Source organism: Paenalkalicoccus suaedae, from assembly GCF_006965545.2.
GTDB lineage: Bacteria > Bacillota > Bacilli > Bacillales > Salisediminibacteriaceae > Paenalkalicoccus > Paenalkalicoccus suaedae.
Genome location: NZ_CP041372.2, coordinates 2596160 through 2622107, shown reverse-complemented (window position 1 = coordinate 2622107; position 25948 = coordinate 2596160). Strand labels below are relative to the sequence as shown.

Annotated in this window: 25 protein-coding genes; 19 read left to right on the top strand and 6 right to left on the bottom strand. The window is 42.5% G+C overall.

The annotated features are described in order from the left end of the window. Positions 1–148: 148 nt before the first annotated feature. The 3 genes from FLK61_RS14145 (at position 149) to FLK61_RS14135 (ending at position 2644) form a co-directional block, all read left to right on the top strand. Entirely contained in the window at positions 149–1348 is a 1200-nt protein-coding gene (locus FLK61_RS14145; protein ID WP_176010038.1) for an acetate kinase, read from the top strand. A 324-nt stretch (positions 1349–1672) separates the two neighbouring features. Then, the gene (locus FLK61_RS14140) at positions 1673–2476 is read left to right on the top strand and encodes an HTH domain-containing protein (RefSeq protein ID WP_176010037.1); all 804 of its coding nucleotides are present in this window, start codon (positions 1673–1675) and stop codon (positions 2474–2476) included. Between the two features lie 27 nt (positions 2477–2503). After that, on the top strand, positions 2504–2644 hold the full coding sequence (locus FLK61_RS14135) for a hypothetical protein (protein ID WP_176010036.1): 141 nt from the start codon (positions 2504–2506) through the stop codon (positions 2642–2644). Positions 2645–2735: 91 nt separating this feature from the next. Here the strand turns inward: FLK61_RS14135 and FLK61_RS14130 are convergent, their stop codons facing one another. Beyond that, the gene (locus tag FLK61_RS14130; RefSeq protein WP_176010035.1) at positions 2736–3200 is read right to left on the bottom strand and encodes a universal stress protein; all 465 of its coding nucleotides are present in this window, start codon (positions 3198–3200) and stop codon (positions 2736–2738) included. Between the two features lie 200 nt (positions 3201–3400). Here FLK61_RS14130 and FLK61_RS14125 point away from each other — a divergent pair, with 200 nt between their 5' ends. Continuing rightward, the gene (locus tag FLK61_RS14125) at positions 3401–4159 is read left to right on the top strand and encodes an SDR family oxidoreductase (RefSeq protein ID WP_176010034.1); all 759 of its coding nucleotides are present in this window, start codon (positions 3401–3403) and stop codon (positions 4157–4159) included. Between the two features lie 32 nt (positions 4160–4191). After that, positions 4192–4527, top strand: a complete 336-nt coding sequence (locus tag FLK61_RS14120; RefSeq protein WP_176010033.1) for a hypothetical protein — start codon at positions 4192–4194, stop codon at positions 4525–4527. Between the two features lie 134 nt (positions 4528–4661). Here FLK61_RS14120 and FLK61_RS14115 read toward each other — a convergent pair whose 3' ends face one another. Then, a complete protein-coding gene (locus tag FLK61_RS14115) occupies positions 4662–5753 on the bottom strand; it encodes a M24 family metallopeptidase (protein WP_430708761.1) in 1092 nt (363 codons plus the stop codon). 119 nt (positions 5754–5872) lie between these two features. Between FLK61_RS14115 and FLK61_RS14110 the strand changes: the two genes are divergently transcribed. Further along, on the top strand, positions 5873–6556 hold the full coding sequence (locus FLK61_RS14110) for a metal-dependent hydrolase (protein WP_176010032.1): 684 nt from the start codon (positions 5873–5875) through the stop codon (positions 6554–6556). A 39-nt stretch (positions 6557–6595) separates the two neighbouring features. Here the strand turns inward: FLK61_RS14110 and FLK61_RS14105 are convergent, their stop codons facing one another. Beyond that, the gene (locus FLK61_RS14105; protein ID WP_176010031.1) at positions 6596–7258 is read right to left on the bottom strand and encodes a hypothetical protein; all 663 of its coding nucleotides are present in this window, start codon (positions 7256–7258) and stop codon (positions 6596–6598) included. Positions 7259–7490: 232 nt separating this feature from the next. Between FLK61_RS14105 and FLK61_RS14100 the strand changes: the two genes are divergently transcribed. Further along, a complete protein-coding gene (locus tag FLK61_RS14100; protein ID WP_176010030.1) occupies positions 7491–8798 on the top strand; it encodes a DRTGG domain-containing protein in 1308 nt (435 codons plus the stop codon). A 273-nt stretch (positions 8799–9071) separates the two neighbouring features. Here FLK61_RS14100 and FLK61_RS14095 read toward each other — a convergent pair whose 3' ends face one another. After that, positions 9072–9365 (bottom strand): YtpI family protein, encoded by a 294-nt coding sequence (locus FLK61_RS14095; RefSeq protein ID WP_176010029.1) that lies wholly within the window; start codon positions 9363–9365, stop codon positions 9072–9074. Between the two features lie 88 nt (positions 9366–9453). On the opposite strand from FLK61_RS14095, the gene FLK61_RS14090 reads away from it, so the two are divergent. After that, positions 9454–10398: a DHH family phosphoesterase gene (locus FLK61_RS14090; protein WP_176010028.1), complete on the top strand. Its 945-nt coding sequence runs from the start codon at positions 9454–9456 to the stop codon at positions 10396–10398. Here FLK61_RS14090 and ytrI read toward each other — a convergent pair. Both ytrI and ytrH read right to left on the bottom strand, forming a co-directional pair. Next, the gene (ytrI, locus tag FLK61_RS14085; protein ID WP_176010027.1) at positions 10374–10883 is read right to left on the bottom strand and encodes a sporulation membrane protein YtrI; all 510 of its coding nucleotides are present in this window, start codon (positions 10881–10883) and stop codon (positions 10374–10376) included. The genes FLK61_RS14090 and ytrI overlap by 25 nt on opposite strands. Further along, positions 10880–11218, bottom strand: a complete 339-nt coding sequence (gene ytrH, locus FLK61_RS14080) for a sporulation membrane protein YtrH (protein ID WP_430708820.1) — start codon at positions 11216–11218, stop codon at positions 10880–10882. The genes ytrI and ytrH overlap by 4 nt, the downstream gene beginning before the upstream one ends. A 126-nt stretch (positions 11219–11344) precedes the next feature. Here ytrH and dnaE point away from each other — a divergent pair, with 126 nt between their 5' ends. From dnaE to icd, 11 genes are all read left to right on the top strand, one after another. Then, a complete protein-coding gene (gene dnaE, locus FLK61_RS14075; RefSeq protein ID WP_176010025.1) occupies positions 11345–14680 on the top strand; it encodes a DNA polymerase III subunit alpha in 3336 nt (1111 codons plus the stop codon). Between the two features lie 88 nt (positions 14681–14768). After that, on the top strand, positions 14769–16004 hold the full coding sequence (gene ystJ, locus FLK61_RS14070; RefSeq protein WP_283811854.1) for an NADP-dependent malic enzyme: 1236 nt from the start codon (positions 14769–14771) through the stop codon (positions 16002–16004). Between the two features lie 102 nt (positions 16005–16106). Further along, positions 16107–16772 (top strand): FadR/GntR family transcriptional regulator, encoded by a 666-nt coding sequence (locus tag FLK61_RS14065; RefSeq protein WP_176010023.1) that lies wholly within the window; start codon positions 16107–16109, stop codon positions 16770–16772. A 25-nt stretch (positions 16773–16797) separates the two neighbouring features. Continuing rightward, positions 16798–17643 carry an acetyl-CoA carboxylase, carboxyltransferase subunit beta gene (gene accD, locus FLK61_RS14060; RefSeq protein ID WP_176010022.1) on the top strand — a complete coding sequence of 282 codons (846 nt, stop codon included), beginning with the start codon at positions 16798–16800 and terminating at the stop codon, positions 17641–17643. Between the two features lie 15 nt (positions 17644–17658). Next, entirely contained in the window at positions 17659–18636 is a 978-nt protein-coding gene (accA, locus tag FLK61_RS14055) for an acetyl-CoA carboxylase carboxyl transferase subunit alpha (RefSeq protein WP_176010021.1), read from the top strand. Positions 18637–18766: 130 nt separating this feature from the next. After that, on the top strand, positions 18767–19726 hold the full coding sequence (gene pfkA, locus FLK61_RS14050; protein WP_176010020.1) for a 6-phosphofructokinase: 960 nt from the start codon (positions 18767–18769) through the stop codon (positions 19724–19726). 93 nt (positions 19727–19819) lie between these two features. Further along, on the top strand, positions 19820–21574 hold the full coding sequence (gene pyk, locus FLK61_RS14045) for a pyruvate kinase (RefSeq protein WP_176010019.1): 1755 nt from the start codon (positions 19820–19822) through the stop codon (positions 21572–21574). A gap of 647 nt (positions 21575–22221) precedes the next feature. Further along, complete coding sequence (locus tag FLK61_RS14040) at positions 22222–22629, top strand: FxsA family protein (protein ID WP_176010018.1); 408 nt, start codon at positions 22222–22224, stop codon at positions 22627–22629. A 19-nt stretch (positions 22630–22648) separates the two neighbouring features. After that, positions 22649–23119, top strand: a complete 471-nt coding sequence (locus FLK61_RS14035) for a DUF441 domain-containing protein (protein WP_176010017.1) — start codon at positions 22649–22651, stop codon at positions 23117–23119. Positions 23120–23463: 344 nt separating this feature from the next. Further along, complete coding sequence (gene citZ, locus FLK61_RS14030; protein ID WP_176010016.1) at positions 23464–24579, top strand: citrate synthase; 1116 nt, start codon at positions 23464–23466, stop codon at positions 24577–24579. 74 nt (positions 24580–24653) lie between these two features. Next, positions 24654–25919, top strand: coding sequence for an NADP-dependent isocitrate dehydrogenase (icd, locus tag FLK61_RS14025; protein WP_176010015.1), 1266 nt, complete (start codon positions 24654–24656; stop codon positions 25917–25919). Positions 25920–25948: the final 29 nt, after the last annotated feature.

The window sequence follows — 25948 nt, the reverse complement described above, 5'->3', positions numbered from 1 at the left end:
ATTGATTTGTAAGGTTTTTAAACAATTCGATGTGTTATAGTCTTTATTGTGAAAACATTATTACAGTACTTGCAATCTCGTGTTGTAGGTGGTTTAATAATGGAGAGTCTAAATCGGATTTTTAAACGAATGAAGGAGCGATGTAACGATGTCAAAAATCATGGCAATCAATGCCGGTAGCTCATCTTTAAAGTTTCAGCTACTAGAAATGCCTAGTGAAGAAGTCGTAACGAAGGGAATTGTTGAGCGGATCGGAATGAACGATTCTATCTTTACGATCGAAGTCGATGGCGAGAAGAAAAAAGAGGTTGCTGACATTCTTGACCATGCAGAAGCGGTTAAAATTCTTCTCGACAAGCTTACAAAGTACTCCATTATTAATTCTCTAGATGAAATCGAAGGAATTGGTCACCGTGTCGTTCACGGCGGAGAGAAGTTTAACGACTCTGTATTAATTACAGACGATGTTATTAATGGAATCGAAGAAGTGTCCGAGCTTGCACCACTTCATAACCCAGCTAACCTAACAGGAATTAACGCATTCCGCGAAGTACTACCAAACGTACCTGCAGTAGCCGTATTTGATACAGCCTTCCACCAAACAATGCCGGAAGAATCGTACCTATACAGCTTACCTTACGAGTACTATGAGAAATACGGAATTCGTAAGTACGGTTTCCACGGTACTTCTCACAAGTATGTATCGGAGCGAGCTGCAGAAATGCTTGGTCGTCCAGTTGATAACCTACGTTTACTATCTTGTCACCTTGGTAACGGTGCTTCTATCGCAGCCATCCAAGGCGGAGAATCGATCGATACGTCCATGGGCTTCACACCACTTGCTGGTGTAACAATGGGAACTCGTTCAGGTAATATTGACCCGGCCCTAATCCCATACATCATGTCTAAAGCGGACCTATCTGCTGAGGAAGTCATGGATGTGTTAAACAAGAAGAGTGGTATGCTTGCGTTATCTGGTTTCTCCAGTGACCTACGTGACATTGAGCTCGAGTCTAATGACGGCAACGATCGTGCGAAGCTTGCTCTAGATGTATTCACATCTCGCATTCACAAGTACATTGGCTCTTATGCTGCGCGTATGCACGGCCTTGATGCAATCATCTTCACGGCTGGTATTGGTGAAAACAGTGAGTTTATCCGTAGCCAAGTATTAAAAGGTCTTGAATTTATGGGCGTTTACTGGGATCCAGCACTTAACAAAATCCGCGGTGAGGAAGCGTTTATTAACTACCCTCATTCACCGGTAAAAGTTATTGTTATCCCTACGAACGAAGAAGTAATGATTGCACGTGACACAGTACGTCTAGCGTCTAAATCGTTTGCTTAACTTATAATGGTCTTCTCTCACGCGAGTGAGGGGAGGCTTTTTTGTTTTGGAAACGATGAGGATTCTATTTTTGCAGGTGGGTTTGGAGGAGGAGAAGCATTTTCTTTTGCAATAATAAAGGATTCCTTCGTCACAACACTACCTAAAAACGATAAAGCGGGTGGAAAGAACACATCGTGCTCTTACAGGTTTCTTGATTTTTCTTAAAAAAAGAGGCAATTGCTCCCCCAAAAACGATAAAGAGATGTACTTATGTGTTGGAGAGCGGTTTATATGGTTAGTTGCTATAACGCTACTTCTCTTATAAGATTGGGGGCTACCATAATGAGTGCAACAAAGGTAATGATGCAAGCGAATGAGTACACGAAGCTTAGACAATTTAGTCGTTTTGAAACGTTGGACGAACTTAATGATACAGTGAGTCACTATCTTACATATACGAAGCTAGGTCGCACAGAACGCCAATTTCTGCGACTCTTATCTCGCTATTCTGCGTTTGATACGCATAGAGGGGTTTGTTGGCGGAAAGCTGCTACACTTGCGGATGAATTAGAAGTAACGACGAGATCCATTAGTCGATACATTGCTACCTTAGTTAAGCTCGGGATAGTAGCGATTGTGGAAACCTATTCGTTAACGGCTGATCGTAAGGCAAAGAGAGGGGCAAATATCTTTGTGATTTTACCCTATCAAAAAGAAGAAGTATTACTACCTCAGGCAGAAGCGAATCATCAGTCAGAGGACAATATGTCTAGGTTAATAAAACGTGAAAAACAATCTAATACTAAAACAAAAAGAGATACGGGGATTGTCCATGAAGAAGAAGTCAGTGGAAGTCATTTAAAAAATAGTATTCCAAAAGCACTTTACAATATGTTGAAGATTTTTCATGTGAAGGATATGTACACACTAATCGGTGTTATTTTCCGTGCGAAGGCAAGCATTTCAAGCGAAGTGACGATCGAAGAGAATGAAGGACTCTATATGGATGCTCTTAGAGGGTGTATCTTTAATCTAAAGCGTAACAAAGTTCGTAATTTGTATAGCTATATTTTTAGTGCTGTGCAACGAGTAACGGCTCAAATAACGCGTATGCATGCACAAACTGGCTCGTGGCTTGATCGGTAGTGTAGTAAAGGAAAAGAGCACGCCGCCTTGGATGAAGAAATGCACGTAGTGGACGAAGAAATGCACATAGCCAAAATAAATGCAGACGAACGGGGTGTGAATGCAGACAGCGCGGGTAAGAATGCACGCGGTCAAAAAAATGCACATTTAAAGACTTCATATGCATAACATCATCCCAAAAAGCGCCACTTTTCTCCCATTCTATAGAGATACATAAAAAAATGCTGAGACACTCATCTCTGTCCCAGCATCCGTGTATTTAATCGTTTAACGGATTGTCCTCACATTCCGAACGAACGATAAGTACGTCGCATTTTGCGTATCTGGTGATGTGCTCGGATACACTACCAATGAGGAAGCGTTCGACAGCATTTAAGCCAGTAGCACCAGTAACAATTAAATCAACGTTATGTTTAACTGCGACGTCTTTCGCTATTTTTACCTTGGGAGAACCGTAATCAATCACCATGGATACATTGCTTAATCCTTTTTCTTTTGCTAAATCCTTATACTCCGCTAACATTTTTTTTGCGTACATTTCTGCTTCGGTAAAAATGGTGCGGTCGTAGTGTTCGACAGAAGCGAATGTTCTTGTATCAACAATGTGAGTCAGTAGTAAAGTAGCATCATGATCTAAAGCTAGGAGAACTGCTTTCTTAAACGCTCGTTTCGCTTCTTGTGATCCGTCCACGGCAACAAGTATTGTCTTGTAACGAACTGGCATTAGAATCTCCTCCTTTATTGGTGATGATTGATACCTTAATTATAAAGATAACGCTTTCATTAGGTCAATAGAAGAAGAAAAAATGAGTATTTCCTCTAACTTAAGATCAGAATTTTTTACTTCATATACCAGAGCAATTATACTAGTAAATAGAGATGCCAAATGAACTAGCCAGACACATTTAATGAGGTGATGGATTGATGCGCCACGCAGTAATTACAGCAGGATCGAAAGGTCTTGGGCGGAAAACGACAGAAGCACTATTAAAAGAAGGATATTCAGTCACAGTTCAATACAGGTCGGACAAAGAAGCAGCTGAAAAGCTTCTTCATGATCTTGCTCCTTACAAAGACCATATTCAACTTGTCCAAGGAGATGTACAACAAAAAGAAGATCTTATCACACTAATCGATAAAGCCTACAACTCGTTTGGGCGCATTGATGTGTTAGTGTTAAACGCTGGTCCTTATATTTTTGAACACGCAACTCTTGCAGATTACGAGGAAGAAGACTGGCATGCCATGATAAATGGTAATTTAAACGCAGCATTTTATTTACTTAAACAAACGATTCCTATTATGCGTAAGCAGAAGTTTGGTCGTATCATCACCTTTGGTTTCCAAGACGTTATGCATACACCAGGGTGGCTTTACCGCGCCCCGTTTGCTGCAGCCAAGGTTGGACTTGCTTCTTTAACAAAATCAATTTCAATTGAAGAAGCTTCAAATGGCATTACGGCAAATATGATTTGTCCTGGCGAGATTTTAGGGGAGATGAAAGAAGCAAACATTGAAGACGCTACGGATGATGGTAAAACACCAGTAGGACGTTCAGGTACAGGGGAAGATATCTCTCGCGCTGTTTTATTTTTAGCAGACGAAAAAGCGGGGTTAATGACAGGCTCTGTTATCGAAGTAACAGGTGGGCTCGACGTCTTGCATAAAAATCGAATAAAGTAACGAGTAATGGGCATTCTACTCATGAGGTGATCATGATGAGAATGCTTTTTTTATTGGTTGCAACGACAATAGGTCTTTATCCATTTAGTTCGATAGATATTACGTTGATGATGGAGGATAAGCAGGTAGAGTGGGAATATCAAAACCCAAATAAAATCGAGTTTGAAGAAGGCTCTTCTATTTACCGAGATGAGCGTGCTGTAAAATCCTTTGAAGAAATAATGGAAAGCCTCCCAGATGGTGCGTATACGTCAGCTTCACTAGAAGCAGTCCGGGAACTGTATCCTTCTATGACGTCTATACTCGTAAAGAAAGTGACCAAAGACAAAGAAGAGTTCATTTGGTCATGGCAAAAAGACGAGGAATAACCTAAAGGAGCGGTATCATCCTAAACTGATGAGACCGCCCCTTGTGTGGTGGGTAACTATGTGATTATCTTATTTATTAAAGATTAAAGTAAGTCCAACGTATTTCGACGGTTTGCGCCAGGTGCCTGGTACCCCTAGACTCGTTCCTTCACCACCGTTAATTCCTTCGTAAACGAGGTTAACGTCTCATAACCAGATTCTGTTACAAGGACATCATCTTCAATACGAACGCCCGCTTTGTTTGGTACATATATACCTGGTTCGATTGTAAAAGTAAACCCAGGCTCTAATACTTGCTCGTTCGTTTCTGTCACATAAGGTGCTTCATGCACGTCAATACCTAGCCCATGACCTAACCGGTGTGGGAAGAAGTCGCCATAGCCTGCTTCAGCTATATGTGTACGTGCAAGAATGTCCAATTCTTTTAACGCTCGTCCTGGAGCACTATGCTCGAGGGCTTTTTGCTGCGCTTCTAAAACGGTTGTATAGATGTTCGTTTGCTCCTCACTCGCATGCCCGTAAAACACAGTGCGTGAGATATCGGAGCAATATCCTTTATGAATGACTCCTAAGTCAAATAATACCGCATCTCCTGGCTGAAGCTTTCTGTCTCCAGGATTGCCGTGAGGATCACCTGCTTTTTCGCCGAAAAGAACGAGAGTACTAAAGGACATTGCGCGAACACCGTGAGTCTTTAACTGGTGCTCGATGTGCGCGATTACCTCCGTTTCTGTCACGCCTGTGCGAAGAGCATCAATTCCAATTTGTACACCTAAATCAGCTAGCTTACAAGCTTCACGCATAATAGTGATCTCTTCATCCGATTTTACTTGACGAAGCTGCTGAAGTGTCGCATCAAATTCGGTATAGGAAGCATCAGGATAAAGGGCAGAGAGTGATCGGTATCTACTCCAGCTAATCCCGCCTTCAAGAGCAATGCTCGAAAGCTGAACATCTTGAAGTCGTTCTTTTAACAAATCCCATGGATTTTGTGTATCTTTGTAACCAATAATCTCACCTTTAAATACGTCGCTAATTTGATTGACCTCCATAGAGGGGCAGATCAGAATTGGCTCATGGTCTTTAAAAATAAAAACTCCGATTAAGCGTTCGTGAGGGTTTGCATTAAAACCTGTGGCGTAAAAAACATTTGACTGTGATTGAAGAAGTACAGCATCTGTATTTGTTGACTGTAAAACGTGTTGTAGCTTATTTAGTGTCGTCACAAGGACCATCCTCTCCATATGTATATAGTCACATCTTAACACATATTGTGCTTATTTTAAGACGATTCGGGTAAAGGACTAGGTGAGCACGTACCATATTTTGAAGGAGAGGGTTATTCATGAAAGTATCGTATCATGGTCATTCTGTCGTAAAAATCGAAACAAACGGAACAAATATTTATATTGATCCTTTCATAACAGGTAACGGTGAAACGGACTTACATGCAGATGATACAAAGGCAGATGTCATTCTTTTAACACATGGCCACAACGATCACGTTGGTGATACTGTCGAGATGGCAAAGCGCAACGATGCGTTAGTTGTTGCTCCATTTGAGCTTGCTACTTACTTAGGTTGGCAAGGAGTTAATGCACATCCTTTGGCGATTGGTGGAGGCTATGACTTTGGATTCGGTCGTGTGCAACTAACGCAAGCCTTTCACGGATCTTCCTACACGGAAGAAGATAATCAAAAAATTGTCTATACTGGAATGCCAGCAGGAATTTTATTCACCGCGGAAGGTAAAACCATTTACCATGCAGGAGATACTGGGTTGTTCTCCGACTTAAAATTGATTGGCGAGCAATACGAGGTAGATCTTGCATTTCTTCCTATAGGAGACAATTTTACGATGGGACCAAGAGATGCAGCGCTTGCTGCTGAATGGGTAAAGGCCAAAAAAGTTGTACCAATTCACTACAATACGTTTCCGCAGATCGAACAAAATCCAGCTGACTTTATTAATCAGCTATCAACCAGTGAAGGAATTGTACTAAAAGCTGGAGATTCAATCGATTTGTAACAATAAAAAGCTAGTGCCTTCATTTCAGGCACTAGCTTTTTATGAGTTTGTTGCACGGGTAGATAAAGATTCTAAGACCTCTTCAGAGTAGCGTTGAGCGATTGCTACTGTATCTAAATCTACGCCATCCTCTTCTCTATACTTGGCTTGTAAAATAGGGTAAAGTTCTTTCCAAATGACTGTCCGTTCAGCATGGTCGCGATCAAACTCTTTAAAAAAATCTTCTAATGATAGCTGAAGTGAGTTTGCCATTCCGACAGCTGAAGCCGGCGGACTATCTTGATAAAGATCATATGCATAAGACGCCTGTTGCTCAATAGAGTCTTCTGTTAATTCAATCTCATAGTTTGTTTTCGCTAATTGCTTCCACTCATGTTCATACATCGTTCGTTCTTGAGCTAGCGTCATCATCTCATCAGGAGACCATACCTCTCCTGCTTCTTTCATTTGGATGTAGTACCTGATAAACCATTTTCGAATCTGATCAGATTGCTCTGATTGATATGGGATCATACTATTAAACACTTCTACTGCTTCGTCCGTAAAGATTTGATAATCTATTTCATCGAGTACTTGCTGATCGTTGTCTAAGATGAGCTCAACTGTCTCTGGTTCAACCTGAGAGGGAGTGTTAATGGATGTGCTTGACTCCGAACAGCCTGCTAGTATTCCTATAATAATAATCAGGATGGATGCCTTCATTATCCTCATCCCCTTTCTATATGTAAACGTCTTCCATTCTACTAATACCCATTATTATACTTACTATATCAAATTTTTAAGAAAAACCTGTAAAAATCTCAAATAACATGTATTTAGTACTAGTTTTACTGAATAACTGACTTGAAGAACCTTCCTTCTACGTCTATACTTGTAGTAGTACAGAAATTATCAGGAGTATAAACAGTTTTCAAACAAGGGAGTGCGCCTTACAATGACAAAGCATGAACAAATATTACAGCATATCCGAACCTTAGAAGTAGGGAATAAAATATCCGTTCGTCATATTGCAAAAATACTTCAAGTGAGTGAAGGTACGGCGTATCGAGCTATTAAAGATGCTGAGAATCAAGGACTAGTGAGCACGATTGAGCGAGTTGGAACGATTCGAATCGAAAAAAAAATAAAAGAAAACATTGAACGTCTTACATTTGCGGAAGTTGTCAATATTGTGGAGGGCACAGTACTTGGAGGGCGTAACGGACTTTATAAGACGTTAAATAAATTTGTAATTGGTGCCATGAAGGCTGACGCCATGATGAGATACGTGGAAGCCAACAACCTCTTGATTGTTGGGAATCGAGACACCGTTCACGAGTTAGCGTTAAAAGCGGGATCTGCTGTCCTTGTTACAGGAGGATTCGATACATCTGAAGAAGTCAAAAAGTTAGCAGACGAGCTTCAACTCCCTATTATATCCACATCTTATGATACATTTACCGTTGCTACGATGATTAACCGAGCTATTTATGATCAGTTAATAAAAAAAGAGATTCTCTCTGTTGAAGACATCTTAATTCCGATCACGCAAACAAGCTATTTAACGACAGACCAACACGTAAGCACGTATCACGAGTTAAATAAAGCAACAGGGCACAGTCGCTATCCGGTCATTGATGAAGCGGGACGTATTCAAGGAATCGTGACATCGAAGGATATTATAGGATCGGCGCTTCACCTAGAGATCGAAAAAGTGATGACAAAGCAGCCGATCGTAGCAACGGAGAAGACGTCTGTTGCATCAGCCGCTCATATGATGGTGTGGGAGGGTATTGAGCTCTTACCGGTAATTGGTACGTCTAAAAAGCTAATAGGTATCATTAGCCGTCAGGATGTTTTAAAAGCGCTTCAAATGGTGCAACGCCAGCCACATGTTGGAGACACGATCGAGGATTTAGTAACAAGGCATTTAGAGGATGTTTCTACTACAAAAGAAACTCGATTTAAGCTTGACGTTACGCCTCAAATGACGAGTCACCTTGGTACCATCTCTTATGGAGTGATGACAACCATTATGTCTGAAGCGGCAAGTAGAGCGCTCCGTCGTTTTAAAAAGGGTGACTTAGTCGTCGAAAACATGACCATCTTTTTTATCAAGCCCGTGCAAATAGATGCGTCTATACACATCCATCCTAACGTATTAGAGGTTGGACGGAAGTTTGGTAAAGTAGATGTAGAAATTTATCATGAAGATCAAATGGTTGGGAAAGCGATGCTGATGGCGCAGTTAATTGATCGATAAGAAACGGATCGGTTAGGGGAAGATTCGGATAATGGGAGCACATTTTCGGATAATCGAAGGGTGAACGCGGATAATGGGAGGCCATTTCCGGATAATCAAAGGGTAAAAGTGGATAATGAGCGCACATTTTCGGATAATCGCGGCACACCACCGGATAATCAAAAATTAAAACAGGATAACTAAAGCCCAAACCAATAAAACAAACGTAAATCCACGCAAAAAGGCTGAGACAAATGGATCGCTCCGCTCTTGTCCCAGCCTTCCTAGATTCCATTATGCTTCGCGTTCTTTTAACGCATACGGCTTTACTTCTTTATGGCGCTGCCAACCAAAGAAAATGTTGGCGCCACCCATTAAAATAAATACAATTGCTACAAACAAGGCAACTTGCGTACCTAACCCCATATAGCTATTCATACCAAACGCAAGCATGAACAGCCCGAAGCACATGCTACCTTTAGCAGCATAAAACTTCTTCTCCATTGGACCTTGGACGCGTGCCTGTTGGACCTTGAAATAGACAAACAAAATTAACGAACTAACGATAGCTATTATAAAAATCAGCATGTATGTGACCCCTTTATCAAAATCTAGCTTCACTATCTATTCTAGCGAAGCAAAGGCGAAGTCGCAACATCAGATAGGAGTATGTCAAATGACGGATGTAAAAAAGCGAATTATTGAAGAAATTAAACAATGGGATTCTATCATCATTTTACGCCATGTTCGTCCTGATCCGGATGCTATCGGCTCTCAGGCAGGATTAAAGGAGCTTATTCTCACCTTTTTCCCCGATAAAAAGGTATATCTAGGGGGCGAAACGGAGCCGTCGCTCTCATTCTTGAGTGAAATGGATGAAATTAGCGAGGAGACGTTCGAGCAGTCACTTGTTATTGCATGTGATACCGCGAACACGGAGCGAATTGATGATGAGCGCTATCAAAAGGCGTCTAAGCTGATTAAAATTGATCATCATCCAGAAGTGGATCGGTACGGGGATATTCAGTGGGTTTCGACTGACGCATCTTCGACGTGTGAGATGATTACGGAGTTGTACTTGGAGCTGTCGAACGATACTCCTGAGAACGATTTAGCGCGCCTTTTATACGCAGGGATCGTTGCTGATACAGGTCGCTTTAAATTCTCTAATACGACAGAAAAAACGTTTAGGTATGCGAGCTTTTTAATTAATGCGTCCTTTTCTCGGGATGAGATCCACGAGAAGCTATATGAAAAAAAGCGTAACGTCATGAAGCTTGAAGGGTTTGTCCTATCAAACGTGGACGTGATGCCGTCTGGGGCTGCAGCTATTAAGTTAACGAAAAGCGTATTGGAAAACTATCAAGTGACGTCTAAGGATTCCTCGGCTATCGTGAATTGCTTCTCTACACTAGAAGGTTTAAAGGCGTGGGTATTTTTTGTAGAAGAAGAGGATATTATTCGCGTTCGACTTCGCTCTAAGGAGCCCATTATTAACACACTTGCTGAGCAGTATAACGGAGGAGGGCACCCGATGGCGTCGGGTGCGAGCGTTGCGACTTGGGAAGAAGCTGATGAGTTAATTAAAAAGCTCAATCAGCTTTGTGAGGATGCTTCGTGAACCTCCACGTGAACTTCGAGCGTTGTGTATAAAAATAGCTGAATGAGGGATACTTGGTATTCTTGTTGGTTTACCGTAAATGTTTTATTTTCGAGCATTCGTTGAAGGAAAAACCGTGATTCGGCAACGTGGGCGATATCTTTATTTCGTACATCTTCCACTTCCTGCTCAATCAAATCTTTTAACTCATATAAAGTCCATTCACTTAACTTAGAGGTGCGCTCATTAGCAATAATGATGCGGACCTCTTGTACGGTTAAGCGACGTTCATTTTCTTCGTTTTGCTTCACCTGATCCTCCCGTAAAATATCAATTGTACGCGTTTGTTTGGCGAGTTCAGATTCGAGCGTTTGAATGTCGAGTAGTAGAGATTCGTGCACGTCCCCATATTGATAAATAAAAAATAGCCAGCCAATTAACATACCTAATACGACCCCAACTAAAAATCGTTTTACTGCGGGAGTGGGAGTTTCCGGGACTCTCATCGCAAGCCTTCCTGCGTTAGCCACTGAATAAACACAGATCCAGAGTGTGCGCCAAATAAGGCAGCAACAATAATAATGCTTGTCTTCACGATATCAGCATGCGTGCCTTCAAAAATGCCTCGTTCAATGGTAGAAATAGCGTCGAAGGTACCTCCAATTGCAGCTACAAGAGCCCAAATCTTTAAAGTCGTTGCTAAATCGTTCATAATAGTTAAAGGAGGCTTCCCGATTAAATAGGCACCGATTCCTCCTAGAAATGATCCACCGACAATAACACCGAACGCGACAAAAAAATCAATAATTAAAGTTGCTAAAAAGTCTTTGTCCACTTTTATCTCCTCCTTAGCTCGGCTCCTTTTTATAGCTATGCAGAGAGATTGAATTATATGAGAATATTTATAGAACTTACGTTCGTATTTTGTTTGTTGCCATGGTAAACTAAAAAGAAAGGAGGGATTTCAATGAGTTTCGTACATTTGCATGTACATAGTGAATATAGCTTACTTCAAAGTGCGGCTAGAATTGATGGTTTAGTGAGACGTGCAAAAGAACTTCATTATGACACGTTAGCATTAACAGATATTGATGCGATGTACGGGGCGATCCCGTTTTTTGAAGCATGTCAAAAATATGAGATAAAGCCTATTATCGGCGTGGAAATAAGCGTGGAGTCAGCGAGTACCAGGCTTCTTTTACTCGCTAAAAATCAGTCTGGCTATGAAGGCCTAGTAAAGCTTGTCACGATATGTAATACAAAAGAGGAGCGCGAGCGATTTATTACGTATGAAGAACTTGCAGAATTCGCTTCTAATTTCGTTATTATTTCGCCATTTATCGAAGGACCCATTCAAGCTGCTGTAATGTCAGGACAAGACGCCCTTGCTATATATAAACAACTTAAAGCCATGACGGAAAACGTATATGTGGAGCTTCAGCCTATTCGTACGAGAGAGGCACGTCAAAAGCTCTTAGATGTGAGCGCTTTTGCAAAAGCAAACACAATTCGAACAGTTGCATCTAATCATGTGCAGTTTTTATATCCTGAGGATATGGAAGCAACAAAAACACTTCATGCGATTAAGCTAGGGTGTTCGATTGAAGAACTGCCTACAGTTACCGCAGAAGAAAATTATTTAACGAGTCCAGAAGAAATGGTAGAGCACTTTTCCTCTTTGCCAGAAGCGATTCGAGCCACTCGTGAAATAGCGGATATGTGCTCGTTTGAGCCACCAATGAATGAATTACACCTTCCGTCTTTTGATGTCGCAGATAGTAAACGAGAATTAGCAGAGTGGTGTGACAGAGGGCTTCATAAACGCTATGGGAAAGCCATAACAGAGGACATTCAAAAGCGACTTCAGCATGAACTATCCGTTATAGGCAACATGGGGTTTGAAGATTATTTTTTGATCGTCGCAGACTTCATGCAATTTGCTCACCGAGAAGGGATTCCTACAGGACCTGGTCGAGGATCGGCTGCAGGTTCCCTCGTTGCCTACGTGTTGGAAATAACGAATGTGGACCCGATTAAATACGGGCTATTATTTGAGCGGTTTTTAAATCCAGAGCGTGTCTCCATGCCGGATATTGATATCGACTTTTCTGACATAGATCGGGATCTCGTTATCCAATACGTTGCGAATAAGTATGGAAAGGAGCGAGTCGCGCAAATCGTCACGTTTGGAACGTTGGCGGCTAAAGCGGCCCTTCGAGATAGTGCGCGAACACTCCAAATTGACCCACGGAAGATTGATCAGCTTGCGAAGCTTGTTCCATCAAAGCCTCAGACCAAGCTCAAGGATGCGATGGAAGTGAAGCGATTTAAAGAGCTTGTCGATGGAGATGAGGAGCTTGCGCGTCTCTATCGGATCGCGGAGACGATTGAGGGACTGCCGAGACATACTTCTGTCCATGCGGCCGGAATCGTGATGAGTAAAGAGCGGCTCGATTCTTTAGTACCACTCCAATCAGGTAACGATGGACTATACATCACGCAGTACCCCATGGGTGTTTTAGAAAAAATCGGTCTACTTAAAATGGACTTTTTAGGATTGCGCAATTTAAGCTTTATGCAACGCGTGCTTTATTTATCTCGCGAGCAGGGGAATGCGATAGACATAGAAAACCTTCCGTCGTCAGATGAAGCGACCTTTAAGGTATTAGGTGATGGTGATACATCTGGTATATTTCAGCTTGAATCTCAAGGGATGAGGAGTGTATTACGTCGTCTTAAACCTACTTCTTTTGAAGATATTGTGGCAGTAAATGCTCTTTATCGTCCAGGTCCGATGGAACAAATCCCTGTCTATATTAATCGAAAGCATGGGAAAGAGGCAGTTCAATATCCACATACTGATTTAACGGACATTTTAAAGCCAACTTACGGGGTTATGATTTATCAAGAGCAGATCATGCAAATAGCTGCCAAAATGGCTGGGTATCGTCTTGGAGAGGCAGATTTATTACGTCGAGCCGTTAGTAAAAAGAAGCGTGAGGATTTAGAACAAGGAAGAGAGCAGTTTGTTAATGGAGCGCGTCGCCTTGACTATTCGGAGCAGGATGCTCTTACTGTCTATGATTTAATCGTGCGTTTTGCCGACTATGGATTTAACCGTAGTCATGCGGTCGCCTACTCCATGATTTCCTACCAGCTTGCCTATTTAAAGGCGCATGTCCCACATGCCTTCATGTCTGGACTTATGGATACGAGCCTTCATCACCACGAGAAGCTAGCTGACTACGTGAATGAGACGAAAAAGATGGGGATAGCTGTCCTTGCTCCATCTGTCACGGAGAGTCACGTACGTTGTACGCTTGAAGGAGACGCGATTCGTTTAGGGTTAGGGATGATTAAACATATTGGCTACCGGGCGATGCAACAGATCGTCGATGCACGTCGGGAAAAGCGATTCGCAGACTTCTTTGACTTCGTTGACCGCTTGCAACATGTCCTCAATCGTCGTGCACTAGAGGTGCTTATCGTGAGCGGAAGCTTAGACGATATTCATCCGAACCGTAATGAACTTTTAGCTTCTTTAGATGAAGCGCTCGTGTTTGCTGAAAAAGAACAGGAAAAACGTCAGCAGGGCGACGACTTTCTTTTCTTCGAAGAGGATGTTCGTCCGACGTATAAAGAAGCGAAGGAGCTTCCGCTTTTAGAGCGACTTCGCTTAGAAAGAGAGACCGTCGGATTTTACTTGTCGGGTCATCCACTAGAGGAGGCCATGGAGCTACTTAGCACGTATAAGCGGATGACGATTGCGGAAGCGAAGGAGCAAAAGCCTCACGTGTCTGTTCGGGTCGCCGGTCTTGTGGAGTCCGTGCGTGCAATCGAAACGAAAAAGAAGGAACAAATGGCGTTCGTTCTTTTAAGTGACGAAAGTGGCGAATTAGATATTACTGTTTTCCCTAAGCAGTATAAAGAGCATCAGCTTAAGCTAACTCCAGGAGATCAATTGTTTATTGAAGGGAAGCTCCAAGAATATTCAGGAGAGCTTAGTCTTATACTAGATAAATGTACGACAGTCGAGACACTCATGGAGCGAGCAGAGGCGGAGAGAGAGCCAACTCTTTATTTATTTATTCCTACTGTGAAAGAGAAAACGGGACTCGACGAGTTAAAAAAATTATTAGAAGATACGCCTGGAGATACGAAGGTTGTGATGAAGTACGAGTCAACAAATCAGGTCATTCGGTTATCGGAGATGTGGAATGTTGGCGTTGATGCCTCGTTTATCACAAAGCTTAAAGGACTTTTAGGTGTGAAAAATGTCGTGTTAAAAAATCAAAGGGTGTAATGTACACCCTTTTTTGTTATAATAAAAATTGCTTAAAAGTGGTCAGACCACTTTAGATAATCGGACAATGATAAGGAGAGTGGAATGTTTGGCGACACTAAGAGAAGAAGCATTACATATGCACCGTATTAAAAAAGGGAAAATTGAGACGAAAGCAAAAGTCCCGGTACGTAATGCGCGTGACTTGTCGTTAGCTTATTCACCAGGCGTAGCAGAGCCTTGTAAAGAAATTTTTAAAGATCCTCAAACGGTTTATGACTATACGGTGAAAGGAAATATGGTAGCCGTTGTGTCGGATGGAACAGCCGTACTTGGACTCGGGAATATCGGACCTGAAGCAGCAATGCCAGTTATGGAAGGAAAGGCTGTGCTATTTAAATCCTTCGCGGGAGTAGACGCATTTCCTATTTGCTTAAACACAACGGATGTAGATACGATTGTTCAAACGGTAAAACTAATGGAACCAACTTTCGGTGGCGTTAATTTAGAGGACATCGCGGCACCTCGTTGCTTTGAAATCGAAGAGCGTCTGAAAAAAGAAATGAATATCCCAGTTTTCCACGATGATCAGCATGGAACGGCAATTGTAACAGCTGCTGGACTGTTAAATGCACTGCGCATCACGGACAAGACCATGGGCGAAGTGCGAGTTGTTATTAATGGAGCCGGTGCAGCTGGTATTGCCATCTTAAAGCTTTTACGCACAATGGGTGTAAAAGACATTATTCTTTGTGATTCAAAGGGTGCTATTTACGAAGGGCGTCCTTATGGAATGAACGACTTAAAGCATGAGATTGCTCAAGTGACAAACCGTAATAAAGTGGATGGGAAGCTAGAGGAAGTTGTAAAGGACATGGACGTTTTTATCGGTGTATCTGTTGAAGGAGCATTAACACCTGAGATGGTCGAGTCAATGAATGCAGATCCTATTATTTTTGCCATGGCCAATCCAGTACCTGAAATTATGCCAGACTTAGCTAAAGCGGCAGGTGCAGCTGTTATTGGTACAGGTCGTTCAGACTTCCCAAATCAGGTGAATAATGTACTTGCTTTCCCTGGTATTTTCCGCGGGGCATTAGACGTGTATGCCACGCATATTAACGAAGAAATGAAGCTTGCAGCGGTTAAAGCAATTGCAGACCTTGTAACTGACGAAGAGCGTCATGCAGACTACGTCATTCCAGGACCTTTTGATGCGCGTATTGCTCCAGCTGTAGCAAGAAGTGTAGCAAAAGCAGCGATGGAAACAGGCGTAGCAAGACGTAAAGTAGACCCAGAGGAAGTTTGGAAGCGTACGATGGAGCTTACAATGATCGAAGAATAGCTTTCCTAACATCTATAGGGTTGTGGCGAGTAGGGGATTCCTATCTGCCGCAACCCTTTAGAGGTTTACTACCCCCCATTTTATAAGACTAGGAGGACCTCCATGGCGGTGACAGAAAATAAGGTATACGTTCGGATCTTAAAAGAGATTGAACAACTAATCATGACAAATGATTTAAGTGCCGGGGACAAGCTACCCTCTGAGCGCGATCTATCAGAGCGACTACAGGTAGGAAGATCGTCTGTCAGAGAGGCACTGCGTTCTCTAGAGCTATTAGATTTAATTGAGACAAGAAAAGGAGAAGGCACCTTTGTAAAGCAAGCAGGAAGTCACCGATTGGCGGAAATTCTGGCAAGCTTTTTTTTACAGGATCCGAGAGCGAGAAGGGATCTTAGAGAGACAAGGCGAATGATAGAGGTAGAAGCTGTCAGGCTCGCATGTGACCGAGCGACAGCCGAGGAAGTAGAAGAATTAGAGAATGTTCTTCGTGATTCTTACCACGTATGGCGTGATGGCCACATTCCTGTAGAGGAGGACATCCTCTTTCATAAAACAATTGTTCAAATCAGTCAAAATAAACTCATGATGAATATTTGGAGACCGCTCGTCGAATATAGTAAAGTCGCGCTTAGAGAATCCCTATCAAGAGAAGGGCGCATGGAGCATGCTTTAGAGGAGCACGAGTCAATCGTCGAAGCAATTAAATGTAGAGATGTTAGTAGAGCCGTTGATAAAATGAATATTCACTTAGCAAATAGTCAATTTTAAAACCTAACTTATGAGGTGATTTCCTATGATAAGGGACTTATTTTCAAAAAAACCGAAATATGCAACCATCCCTTCTGAAAAAGCAAAGCAAGAAGTGCCAGAAGGGTTAATGAGTAAATGTCCTAAATGTAAATCTATTAGTTACATAAAAGAGCTTCGTAACAACAAACTTGTTTGTGACCAGTGCGGCTTCCATCATCGTATAGGTGCCGAGGATCGCATTGAGTGGACGCTTGACGAAGGTAGCTTCGAGGAATTTGACCGCGACATGATTGCGAAGGATCCCCTTGGCTTCCCCGAATATGAGCGAAAGTCTGCGATGGACCGAGAAAAGACTGGCTTAAACGAAGCTGTTGTGACGGGCCGTGGTACTATTGATGGCTACGGAGTCATTGTTGGGATCATGGATGCTCGCTTTCGAATGGGGAGTATGGGATCTGTTGTGGGCGAAAAGATGGTGCGTGCGATCTCTATTGCGATTGAAGAACGCAAGCCATTCCTCATGTTTGCAGCCTCTGGTGGCGCGAGAATGCAGGAGGGCGTCTTTAGTCTTATGCAGATGGCTAAGACAAGTACTGCACTCAGACGCTTGCACGAAGAGGGGCTTCTATTTGTAAGTATCATGACTCATCCAACTACTGGTGGGGTTTCTGCAAGTTTCGCATCATTAGGCGATATTAATATCGCAGAGCCTGGCGCACTTATTGGATTTGCGGGAAGACGAATCATTGAACAGACGATTCGCCAAAAGCTACCGGATGATTTCCAAACGGCCGAGTTTTTAATGGAGCACGGGCAATTGGATATGGTTGTTCATCGACATGAAATGAAAGAAACATTAAAAACAATCGTTGCGATTCATTCAGCATAGAGGGGAGAATCAAGCATGCCAGAAGAATTACCGTTCGAGAAGCCAATTACAGAGTTACGAGATAAAATATCAGAGCTCAAAGCCTTTACGGAGGAAAAAGAGATTGATATGTCTGGAGAAATTGAGAAATTAGAGAAGCGTTTAGAGCAGTTAGAACAAGATATTTACGGCAACATGACGGCGTGGGATCGCGTGCATATTGCGAGACACGGCAAACGTCCAACAACACAAGATTATATTGATCGCTTATTCACCTCTTTCTTAGAGTTGCATGGAGATCGTACCTATGGAGACGACGAAGCGATAGTTGGCGGAATTGCTATGTTTGAAGGACAACCGATAACGGTTATAGGTCATCAGCGGGGGAAGGATACAAAGGATAACATTCGCCGCAACTTTGGAATGCCTCACCCAGAAGGGTATCGTAAAGCATTACGCCTTATGAAGCAGGCAGAGAAGTTTGGTCGACCGATTATCAATTTCATCGACACAAAAGGGGCCTACCCAGGTAGAGCAGCGGAAGAGCGCGGTCAAAGTGAAGCAATCGCTCGTAATTTAATTGAAATGGCGGGTCTTCGCGTCCCAATTATTTGTATCGTCATTGGAGAAGGTGGAAGTGGGGGAGCGTTAGCGTTAGGTGTAGGAGATCGCCTTCTGATGCTCGAAAACTCGACGTACTCCGTTATTTCACCAGAAGGTGCGGCCGCTTTACTATGGAAGGATGCAAGCCTAGCGAAGCGCGCAGCAGAAACAATGAAAATCACAGCTCCTGAATTAAAAGAGCTGGGCTTAATTGATGAGGTAGTTCCTGAAGTAAGGGGCGGGGCACATCGAGATATGGAGACGCAGACTGGGTATATCAAGCAGTCCTTGCAAAAAGCGTTAAAGGAGCTTACAAATATTGACGGAGAAGCGCTCGTTTACGAACGTTACGAAAAATTTAATAAAATCGGAGAGTATACCGATGTAAACGGTGTCATCGTTGGTAAATAAGTAATACTTTCAAACCGTTGTCGCAGTAGGCTAAAGTAAGAGGTCTGATCTCTATTGTAAATGCATTTCGAAAGTGTTATTTTAAAACCATATGAAAAAAGTATGCCAAAATTCGAGGTGAACGATTTAGATGAAACGTATTGGAGTTCTCACTAGTGGAGGCGACTCGCCAGGCATGAACGCTGCGATTCGCGCAGTCGTCCGTAAGGCGATTTATCACGGTTTAGAAGTGTATGGTATTTATTATGGGTATCAGGGCTTAATCAATGGTGATATTGAAAAGCTTGAGCTAGGTTCTGTAGGTGATATTATTCACAGAGGTGGAACAAAGCTATATACAGCTCGCTGTGAAGAGTTTAAAACTCGTGAAGGTCAGCTAAAAGGTATTGAGCAATTAAAGAAATTTGGTATTGAAGGTCTTGTCGTAATTGGTGGAGACGGTTCATTCCAAGGCGCGAAAAAATTAACAGAGCACGGCTTCCCGACTGTAGGGGTTCCAGGGACAATCGATAATGATATCCCAGGCACAGACTTTACAATCGGATTCGATACAGCTTTAAACACAGTTATTGATGCTGTGGATAAGATTCGTGACACAGCAACATCTCACGAACGCACATATGTAATCGAAGTAATGGGCCGCGATGCAGGAGATCTTGCACTTTGGGCAGGTCTTGCAGACGGTGCCGAGACGATTATGGTGCCAGAAGTAAGTGAGAATATGGAAGACATTATTAAACGATTAAAGCGCGGCCATGACCGTGGCAAAAAGCACAGTATTATCATTGTTGCAGAGGGCGTAGGCTCTGGTGTTGATATTGGTAAAGCGATCAATGAGGCTACTCAGTTAGAAACTCGTGTAACCGTGTTAGGTCACATTCAGCGCGGTGGTTCTCCAACTGCTCAAGACCGCGTTCTTGCTAGTCGTTTAGGAGCTAAAGCAGTAGAACTATTGATTGAAGGACAAGCAGGTAAAATGGTTGGAATTCAGCAAAACGTACTCGTTCATCATGATATTGATGATGCCTTAGCTCAAAAGAATGTGTTAGACGAAGAGATGTACCAGCTATCTAAGGAACTGTCGATTTAATGAGCATAGCTAGGGCACTTGCGTGTCCTGGCTTTTCTATGGGTATTTTCCCAAGCTTTTTAAAAGCGACTAAATCATAGGAGGAATAACATAATGAGGAAAACGAAAATTGTTTGTACGATCGGACCAGCAAGTGAGTCGAAAGAGAAATTAACAAAGCTAATTGACGCTGGGATGAACGTATCTCGCCTAAACTTCTCTCACGGAGATTTTGAAGAGCACGGAGCTCGTATTAAATCGATTCGTGAAGCTGCAAAGGAAGCAAACAAAAGTGTAGCTATTCTTTTAGACACTAAGGGTCCTGAGATTCGTACGCAAACGTTAGAAGGTGGCGTGGCTGAGCTTGAAAAAGGTCAAAAACTTCGCGTTTCAATGACAGAAGTAGTTGGTAATAACGAAGTCATCTCTATCACGTATCCTGGTCTTGTTAAGGATGTAGAGGTAGGATCAAAGCTACTATTAGACGATGGACTTATCGAGCTACTAGTAACGGAAGTGCGTGACGAAGAGCTAATCACAGAAGTGTTAAACAGTGGCACACTTAAAAATAAAAAAGGCGTTAACGTACCAAACGTGAGCGTAAACCTTCCTGGTATTACAGAAAAGGATGCAAATGATATCCTATTCGGTATCGAGCAAGATGTAGACTTTATCGCAGCATCATTTGTTCGTCGCGCTTCGGACGTTCTTGAAATTCGTGAGCTTCTTGAAAAGAACCAAGCTGCACACATTCAAATTATTCCTAAGATCGAAAACCAAGAGGGTGTCGACAATATCGACGAAATCCTTGAAGTTTCTGACGGACTAATGGTTGCTCGTGGAGACCTTGGCGTAGAGATTCCAGCTGAAGAGGTACCACTTGTACAAAAAATGCTTATCAAAAAGTGTAACCGTCTAGGTAAGCCAGTTATCACTGCGACTCAAATGCTTGATTCAATGCAACGTAACCCACGCCCAACGCGCGCGGAAGCATCTGACGTAGCAAACGCAATCTTTGATGGCACAGATGCTATCATGCTTTCTGGTGAAACAGCAGCAGGAACGTATCCGGTAGAATCAGTAAACACAATGGCTAACATTGCCGTGCGCGCTGAGTCTGCGTTAAAGCACGAAGAAATTCTTCGTCGTATTTCTAAAGAGAGCGAGCACACAATCACTGAAGCAATCAGCCAATCTGTGGCTCACACTGCGTTAAACCTTGAGGCATCTGCTATTCTGACAGCTACTCAAAGTGGACACACAGCTAAAATGATTTCGAAGTATCGTCCAGAAGCTACGATCGTTGCTGTAACTAGCGACGAGCGTGTAAGCCGTTCTCTATCTCTAGTATGGGGTGTAGACGCGCACGTAGGTAAAGCAGTAGATACAACAGACGAAATGCTTCAGCTTTCTGTTGACGAAGCAACGAAGACTGGTCTAGTGAAAAACGGAGACCTGGTTGTTATTACAGCTGGTGTTCCAGTTGGTGAAACAGGTACAACAAACCTTATGAAGATCCACGTTGTTGGAGAAGTATTAGCTTCTGGTCAAGGTATTGGCCGCAAGGTGACAAAGGGGAACGTTGTTATTGCGAAAACTGCTGAAGAAGCAATCCGCAAAACACAAACTGGTGACATCCTTGTAACAACAATGACAGACCGCGACATGATGGAAGCATTCGAAAAAGCAAGTGCTGTCATCACAGAGCAGGGCGGATTAACATCTCACGCTGCCGTAGTAGGTCTTAACCTTGGAATCCCTGTAGTAGTTGGCGTTGAAAACGCAACGAACTTATTAAATGACGGTGAACTAATCACAGTCGATGGTACACAAGGGAAAATCTACAAAGGTTCAGCTAGCATTCTATAATAAAGACGTTTTTGAAAGAGAGGCTTAGCGCATAGAGATGCGCTAAGTCTCTCTTGATTTTGTGAGGGTTGATCATCGGTGCTGTTTGGGGTAGCTGTTATGGCATGAAGTCCATAACTCTGAAATGCGGCACATAAAAACCAAATAAGGCACATAACAGAGTGCAAAAAGAGGACGAAGTCCATAACTTTCAAATGTGGAACATAAGTCCAGAATAAAGTCCATAACTCTGAAATGCGGCACATAAAAACCAATTAAGGCACTTAACTAAATCACAAAGCTACAAAACCATTACTCATTCTAGTTAACCATCATGTTAAACAATATGAATTTCCTCCTTAGCAACTTTCAATAGGCAAACCTACAACTTTACTAGCAACTAGCGCGAATGAATCAGTAAGGGTTTTGATAATGTGGCACTTCGCGCATAAAAGCTGTTCATGTGCGCATTACACACGAAGGGTTAAAAAGATCATAGAGTCTCCAACAAACGAGAAGAGAATCTAGTGCGTAAACAATAACCTCTCAATAAAAGCGACATACCCGACTTAAAATTAGTATAATAAAAGAAACGCAGAATCACCTGCGCCGTATATAAGATAGAAGGACGTCGTCCACATGGCGTCACAGAATAGGAGGACAAGACTATGGGTAGAATATTTCTGCTACTAATGATCATCGTACCAGCTCTTGAAATAGTTGTATTTATCTTGGCTGGGAATTGGATAGGCATCTGGCCAACATTTGGACTGATCGTATTAACAGGTATCATAGGCGCGTGGCTTGCTAAAAAAGAGGGGCTACAAGCGTATAGAAGAGCGCAACTCAAGTCTCAACAAGGCATGGTGCCCGGCGAGGAAATGCTTGATGGAGTCTGTATTTTAATTGGTGGACTACTACTTCTCACACCCGGATTCCTAACCGATACGGTTGGTTTCTTACTACTGCTACCGCCAACACGCAAAGGCTTTAAGCAAATCCTCCAGCGTTTCTTTCAAAAAATGGCGTCAAATGGTAACTTTATTTACATGAACGGGATGGGAAGAAAGTTTTAATCTAGAAAGGAATTAACGAATGTCACAGGCTACTATCTTTATGCTCATTTTACTTGCGATAGGCATGTTTGCTAAGAATCAGTCTCTTATAATAGCCTGCGCATTTTTGCTTATCGTGCAATGGAGCGGATTAGGGGATCGAATTCTACCGTTTGCGCAATCAAGAGGTATTCAAATAGGAGTAACAATTATTACAATAGCTGTGCTTGTACCGATAGTAACGGGTGAGATTGGCTTACGTGATTTGCAGGGAGCGATAAAATCTTCCTATGCATGGATTGCGCTTGGTTCAGGAATATTCGTTGCGATTATCGCAGCAAACGGGATAGATCTCCTGCAAAATGATCCACACATTACTGTAGCGCTAGTAGTAGGAACAATCCTCGCTGTCGCTCTGTTTGGTGGGGTTGCGGTAGGTCCTTTAATTGGCGCTGGTATCGCGTATTTAGCAATGCGGGCTGTACAATTTTTCTCCTCATTAGGTGGCTAATGGGGAGGGTAGTTTGTGAATTGTAAGACAAATTAAAATAATAATATAAGTATGAATCTTTGTTGGATTTAGGATTTATGAGTTCACAAAAATGTGAAAAATGGTATAATAGGAAGCGTAATCAAACCAAATACATAATTGATGCTATTTTGGTTCAAGCGATTAAGGTTTTTCGTAACCGCTTTCTAACATATCTTTGCCATATCAAGCAGGTTTTGTTTGTGAGCAGTTAGGGTATTCATTATATCGATATAATAGATTCCTTCACAGGTTACGTTTACACCAAGTTCCTTCGCGCAAACGGGTTCATAATTCCCGCATTTCATTTGTAAAGGAGAGGTAGCATGAGTTCAACTAAAGGATTAGAAGGTGTAGTAGCTACTACATCAAGCGTAAGTTCGATTATTGATGGCGTGTTAACATACCACGGCTATAACATTGACGATCTAGCAGATAATGCAAGTTTTGAAGAGGTTGTTTACCTGCTTTGGAACCACAAATTACCTACTAAATCTGAGCTAGATTCCTTCAAAAAGGAGCTTGCAAAAGCGGCTTCTGTACCTTCCGAAGTAATTGATCAGCTACGTTCATTCCCTATTGATAAAGTCCATCCTATGGCGGCGTTACGCACGGCTGTTTCAAACTTAGGATTGTTTGATGAAGAGGCTGACGAAGCAGATGAAGAGGCTAATAAGCGAAAAGCAATTAAGTTACAGGCTCAAATGCCGACAATCGTAACTGCTTTTGCTCGCATCAGACAAGGGAAAGATCCAATCGCACCAAAAGAGGAGCTTAGCTTTGCAGCTAACTTCCTATACATGCTAAATGGAGAAGAGCCAGACGCAATCTCCGAAGAAGCATTCAATAAAGCATTAGTGCTTCACGCAGATCATGAGCTAAATGCTTCTACATTTACGGCTCGCGTATGTGTAGCAACATTATCTGACATGTACTCAGGCGTTACAGCAGCAATCGGTGCGCTTAAAGGTCCACTTCACGGTGGAGCAAACGAGCGCGTGATGCAAATGCTTGCTGAAATTGGCGAAGCTGATAAAGCAGAAGCGTACATTAAGGATGCTTTATCTCGTAAAGTTAAAATCATGGGCTTCGGTCACCGTGTTTATAAAGATGGCGACCCACGTGCGAAGCACCTAAAAGAAATGTCACGTCAATTGACGGATATTACTGGTGAAACGAAGTGGTATGAGATGTCTGTGAAGATCGATGAGATTGTTGTAGGCGAAAAAGGCTTATTACCAAACGTTGATTTCTACTCTGCATCTGTTTATCACAGCTTAGGCATTGATCATGACTTATTTACACCAATCTTTGCTGTAAGCCGTGTATCTGGTTGGATTGCGCACATTTTAGAGCAATACGAAAACAACCGTCTTATCCGTCCGCGTGCGGAATATACGGGTCCAGATAAGCAAGAGTGGATTTCCATCGAAGATCGTTAATCAAACATGCTACAATATTTAGGAGGAGGCCACACTGGTTTCCTCTCTACATAAAATTTAGGAGGTTTTTTTTCATGTCAGGACAAAAGATTACTGTAACTAACGGAGAAGTAAACGTACCAAATAACCCAATTATCCCTTATATCGAGGGTGACGGAATTGGACCAGACATCTGGAAAGCAGCTTCACGTGTTATTGAAGCTGCCGTAGACAAAGCTTACAATGGCGAGAAGTCCATTGAGTGGAAAGAAGTTTTAGCTGGTGAGAAAGCATTCGAACAAACAGGCGAATGGCTACCAGAAGCAACACTTGATACAATCCGCGAGTATATCATCGCAATTAAGGGCCCTCTAACAACGCCAATCGGCGGCGGTTTCCGCTCGTTAAACGTAGCACTTCGTCAAGAGCTTGACCTCTTTGCGTGTGTTCGTCCAGTTCGTTGGTTCAACGGTGTACCTTCACCTGTTAAGCGTCCAGAAGATACAGATATGGTTATCTTCCGTGAGAACTCTGAGGATATCTATGCAGGAATCGAGTATCAAGAAGGAACAGACGAAGCGAAGAAGCTTATTGACTTCCTACAAAACGAAATGGGAGCAACGAAGATTCGTTTCCCTGAAACTTCTGGTATCGGTATTAAGCCAGTATCAAAAGAAGGTACAGAGCGTCTTGTACGTGCGGCGCTTCAGTATGCAGTAGACGAAGGACGTAAGAGCCTTACACTTGTTCACAAAGGTAATATCATGAAGTTTACTGAAGGAGCTTTCAAAAACTGGGGCTACGAAGTTGCTGAAAAAGAATTTGGTGATAAAGTATTCACTTGGGCTCAATATGACCGCATCGTAGAAGAGCAAGGCAAAGATGCTGCAAACGAAGCTCAGTCTAAAGCAGAAGCAGAAGGAAAAATCATCGTAAAAGATTCTATCGCTGATATTTTCCTACAGCAAATCCTTACTCGTCCAAAAGAGTTTGATGTAGTAGCAACAATGAACCTAAACGGTGACTATGTTTCTGACGCATTAGCAGCTCAAGTAGGCGGAATCGGTATCGCGCCAGGAGCAAATATTAACTACGATTCTGGACACGCTATCTTTGAAGCAACTCACGGTACTGCACCGAAGTATGCGGGACAAGATAAAGTAAACCCATCATCTGTCCTTCTATCGGGCGTACTAATGCTTCGCCACTTAGGATGGGGAGAAGCTGCGGACATGATCGAGCAGGCAATGGATAAGACGATTGCAAGCAAGACAGTAACGTATGACTTCGCTCGTCTCATGGATGGGGCTACGGAAGTGAAATGTTCGGAATTTGGTGACGCACTAATTAGCAACCTATAAGAGACACTCATTACAAAGCAGAGGAGCGT

Excerpts from the sequence above, each read along its gene's own strand:
- FLK61_RS14145 (WP_176010038.1), top strand. The coding sequence starts at position 149 with ATGTCAAAAATCATGGCAATCAATGCCGGTAGCTCATCTTTAAAGTTT.
- FLK61_RS14140 (WP_176010037.1), top strand. The coding sequence starts at position 1,673 with ATGAGTGCAACAAAGGTAATGATGCAAGCGAATGAGTACACGAAGCTT.
- FLK61_RS14130 (WP_176010035.1), bottom strand. The coding sequence starts at position 3,200 with ATGCCAGTTCGTTACAAGACAATACTTGTTGCCGTGGACGGATCACAA.
- FLK61_RS14125 (WP_176010034.1), top strand. The coding sequence starts at position 3,401 with ATGCGCCACGCAGTAATTACAGCAGGATCGAAAGGTCTTGGGCGGAAA.
- FLK61_RS14120 (WP_176010033.1), top strand. The coding sequence starts at position 4,192 with ATGATGAGAATGCTTTTTTTATTGGTTGCAACGACAATAGGTCTTTAT.
- FLK61_RS14110 (WP_176010032.1), top strand. The coding sequence starts at position 5,873 with ATGAAAGTATCGTATCATGGTCATTCTGTCGTAAAAATCGAAACAAAC.
- FLK61_RS14105 (WP_176010031.1), bottom strand. The coding sequence starts at position 7,258 with ATGAAGGCATCCATCCTGATTATTATTATAGGAATACTAGCAGGCTGT.
- FLK61_RS14100 (WP_176010030.1), top strand. The coding sequence starts at position 7,491 with ATGACAAAGCATGAACAAATATTACAGCATATCCGAACCTTAGAAGTA.
- FLK61_RS14095 (WP_176010029.1), bottom strand. The coding sequence starts at position 9,365 with ATGCTGATTTTTATAATAGCTATCGTTAGTTCGTTAATTTTGTTTGTC.
- FLK61_RS14090 (WP_176010028.1), top strand. The coding sequence starts at position 9,454 with ATGACGGATGTAAAAAAGCGAATTATTGAAGAAATTAAACAATGGGAT.
- ytrI (WP_176010027.1), bottom strand. The coding sequence starts at position 10,883 with ATGAGAGTCCCGGAAACTCCCACTCCCGCAGTAAAACGATTTTTAGTT.
- dnaE (WP_176010025.1), top strand. The coding sequence starts at position 11,345 with ATGAGTTTCGTACATTTGCATGTACATAGTGAATATAGCTTACTTCAA.
- FLK61_RS14065 (WP_176010023.1), top strand. The coding sequence starts at position 16,107 with ATGGCGGTGACAGAAAATAAGGTATACGTTCGGATCTTAAAAGAGATT.
- accD (WP_176010022.1), top strand. The coding sequence starts at position 16,798 with ATGATAAGGGACTTATTTTCAAAAAAACCGAAATATGCAACCATCCCT.
- accA (WP_176010021.1), top strand. The coding sequence starts at position 17,659 with ATGCCAGAAGAATTACCGTTCGAGAAGCCAATTACAGAGTTACGAGAT.
- pfkA (WP_176010020.1), top strand. The coding sequence starts at position 18,767 with ATGAAACGTATTGGAGTTCTCACTAGTGGAGGCGACTCGCCAGGCATG.
- pyk (WP_176010019.1), top strand. The coding sequence starts at position 19,820 with ATGAGGAAAACGAAAATTGTTTGTACGATCGGACCAGCAAGTGAGTCG.
- FLK61_RS14040 (WP_176010018.1), top strand. The coding sequence starts at position 22,222 with ATGGGTAGAATATTTCTGCTACTAATGATCATCGTACCAGCTCTTGAA.
- FLK61_RS14035 (WP_176010017.1), top strand. The coding sequence starts at position 22,649 with ATGTCACAGGCTACTATCTTTATGCTCATTTTACTTGCGATAGGCATG.
- citZ (WP_176010016.1), top strand. The coding sequence starts at position 23,464 with ATGAGTTCAACTAAAGGATTAGAAGGTGTAGTAGCTACTACATCAAGC.
- icd (WP_176010015.1), top strand. The coding sequence starts at position 24,654 with ATGTCAGGACAAAAGATTACTGTAACTAACGGAGAAGTAAACGTACCA.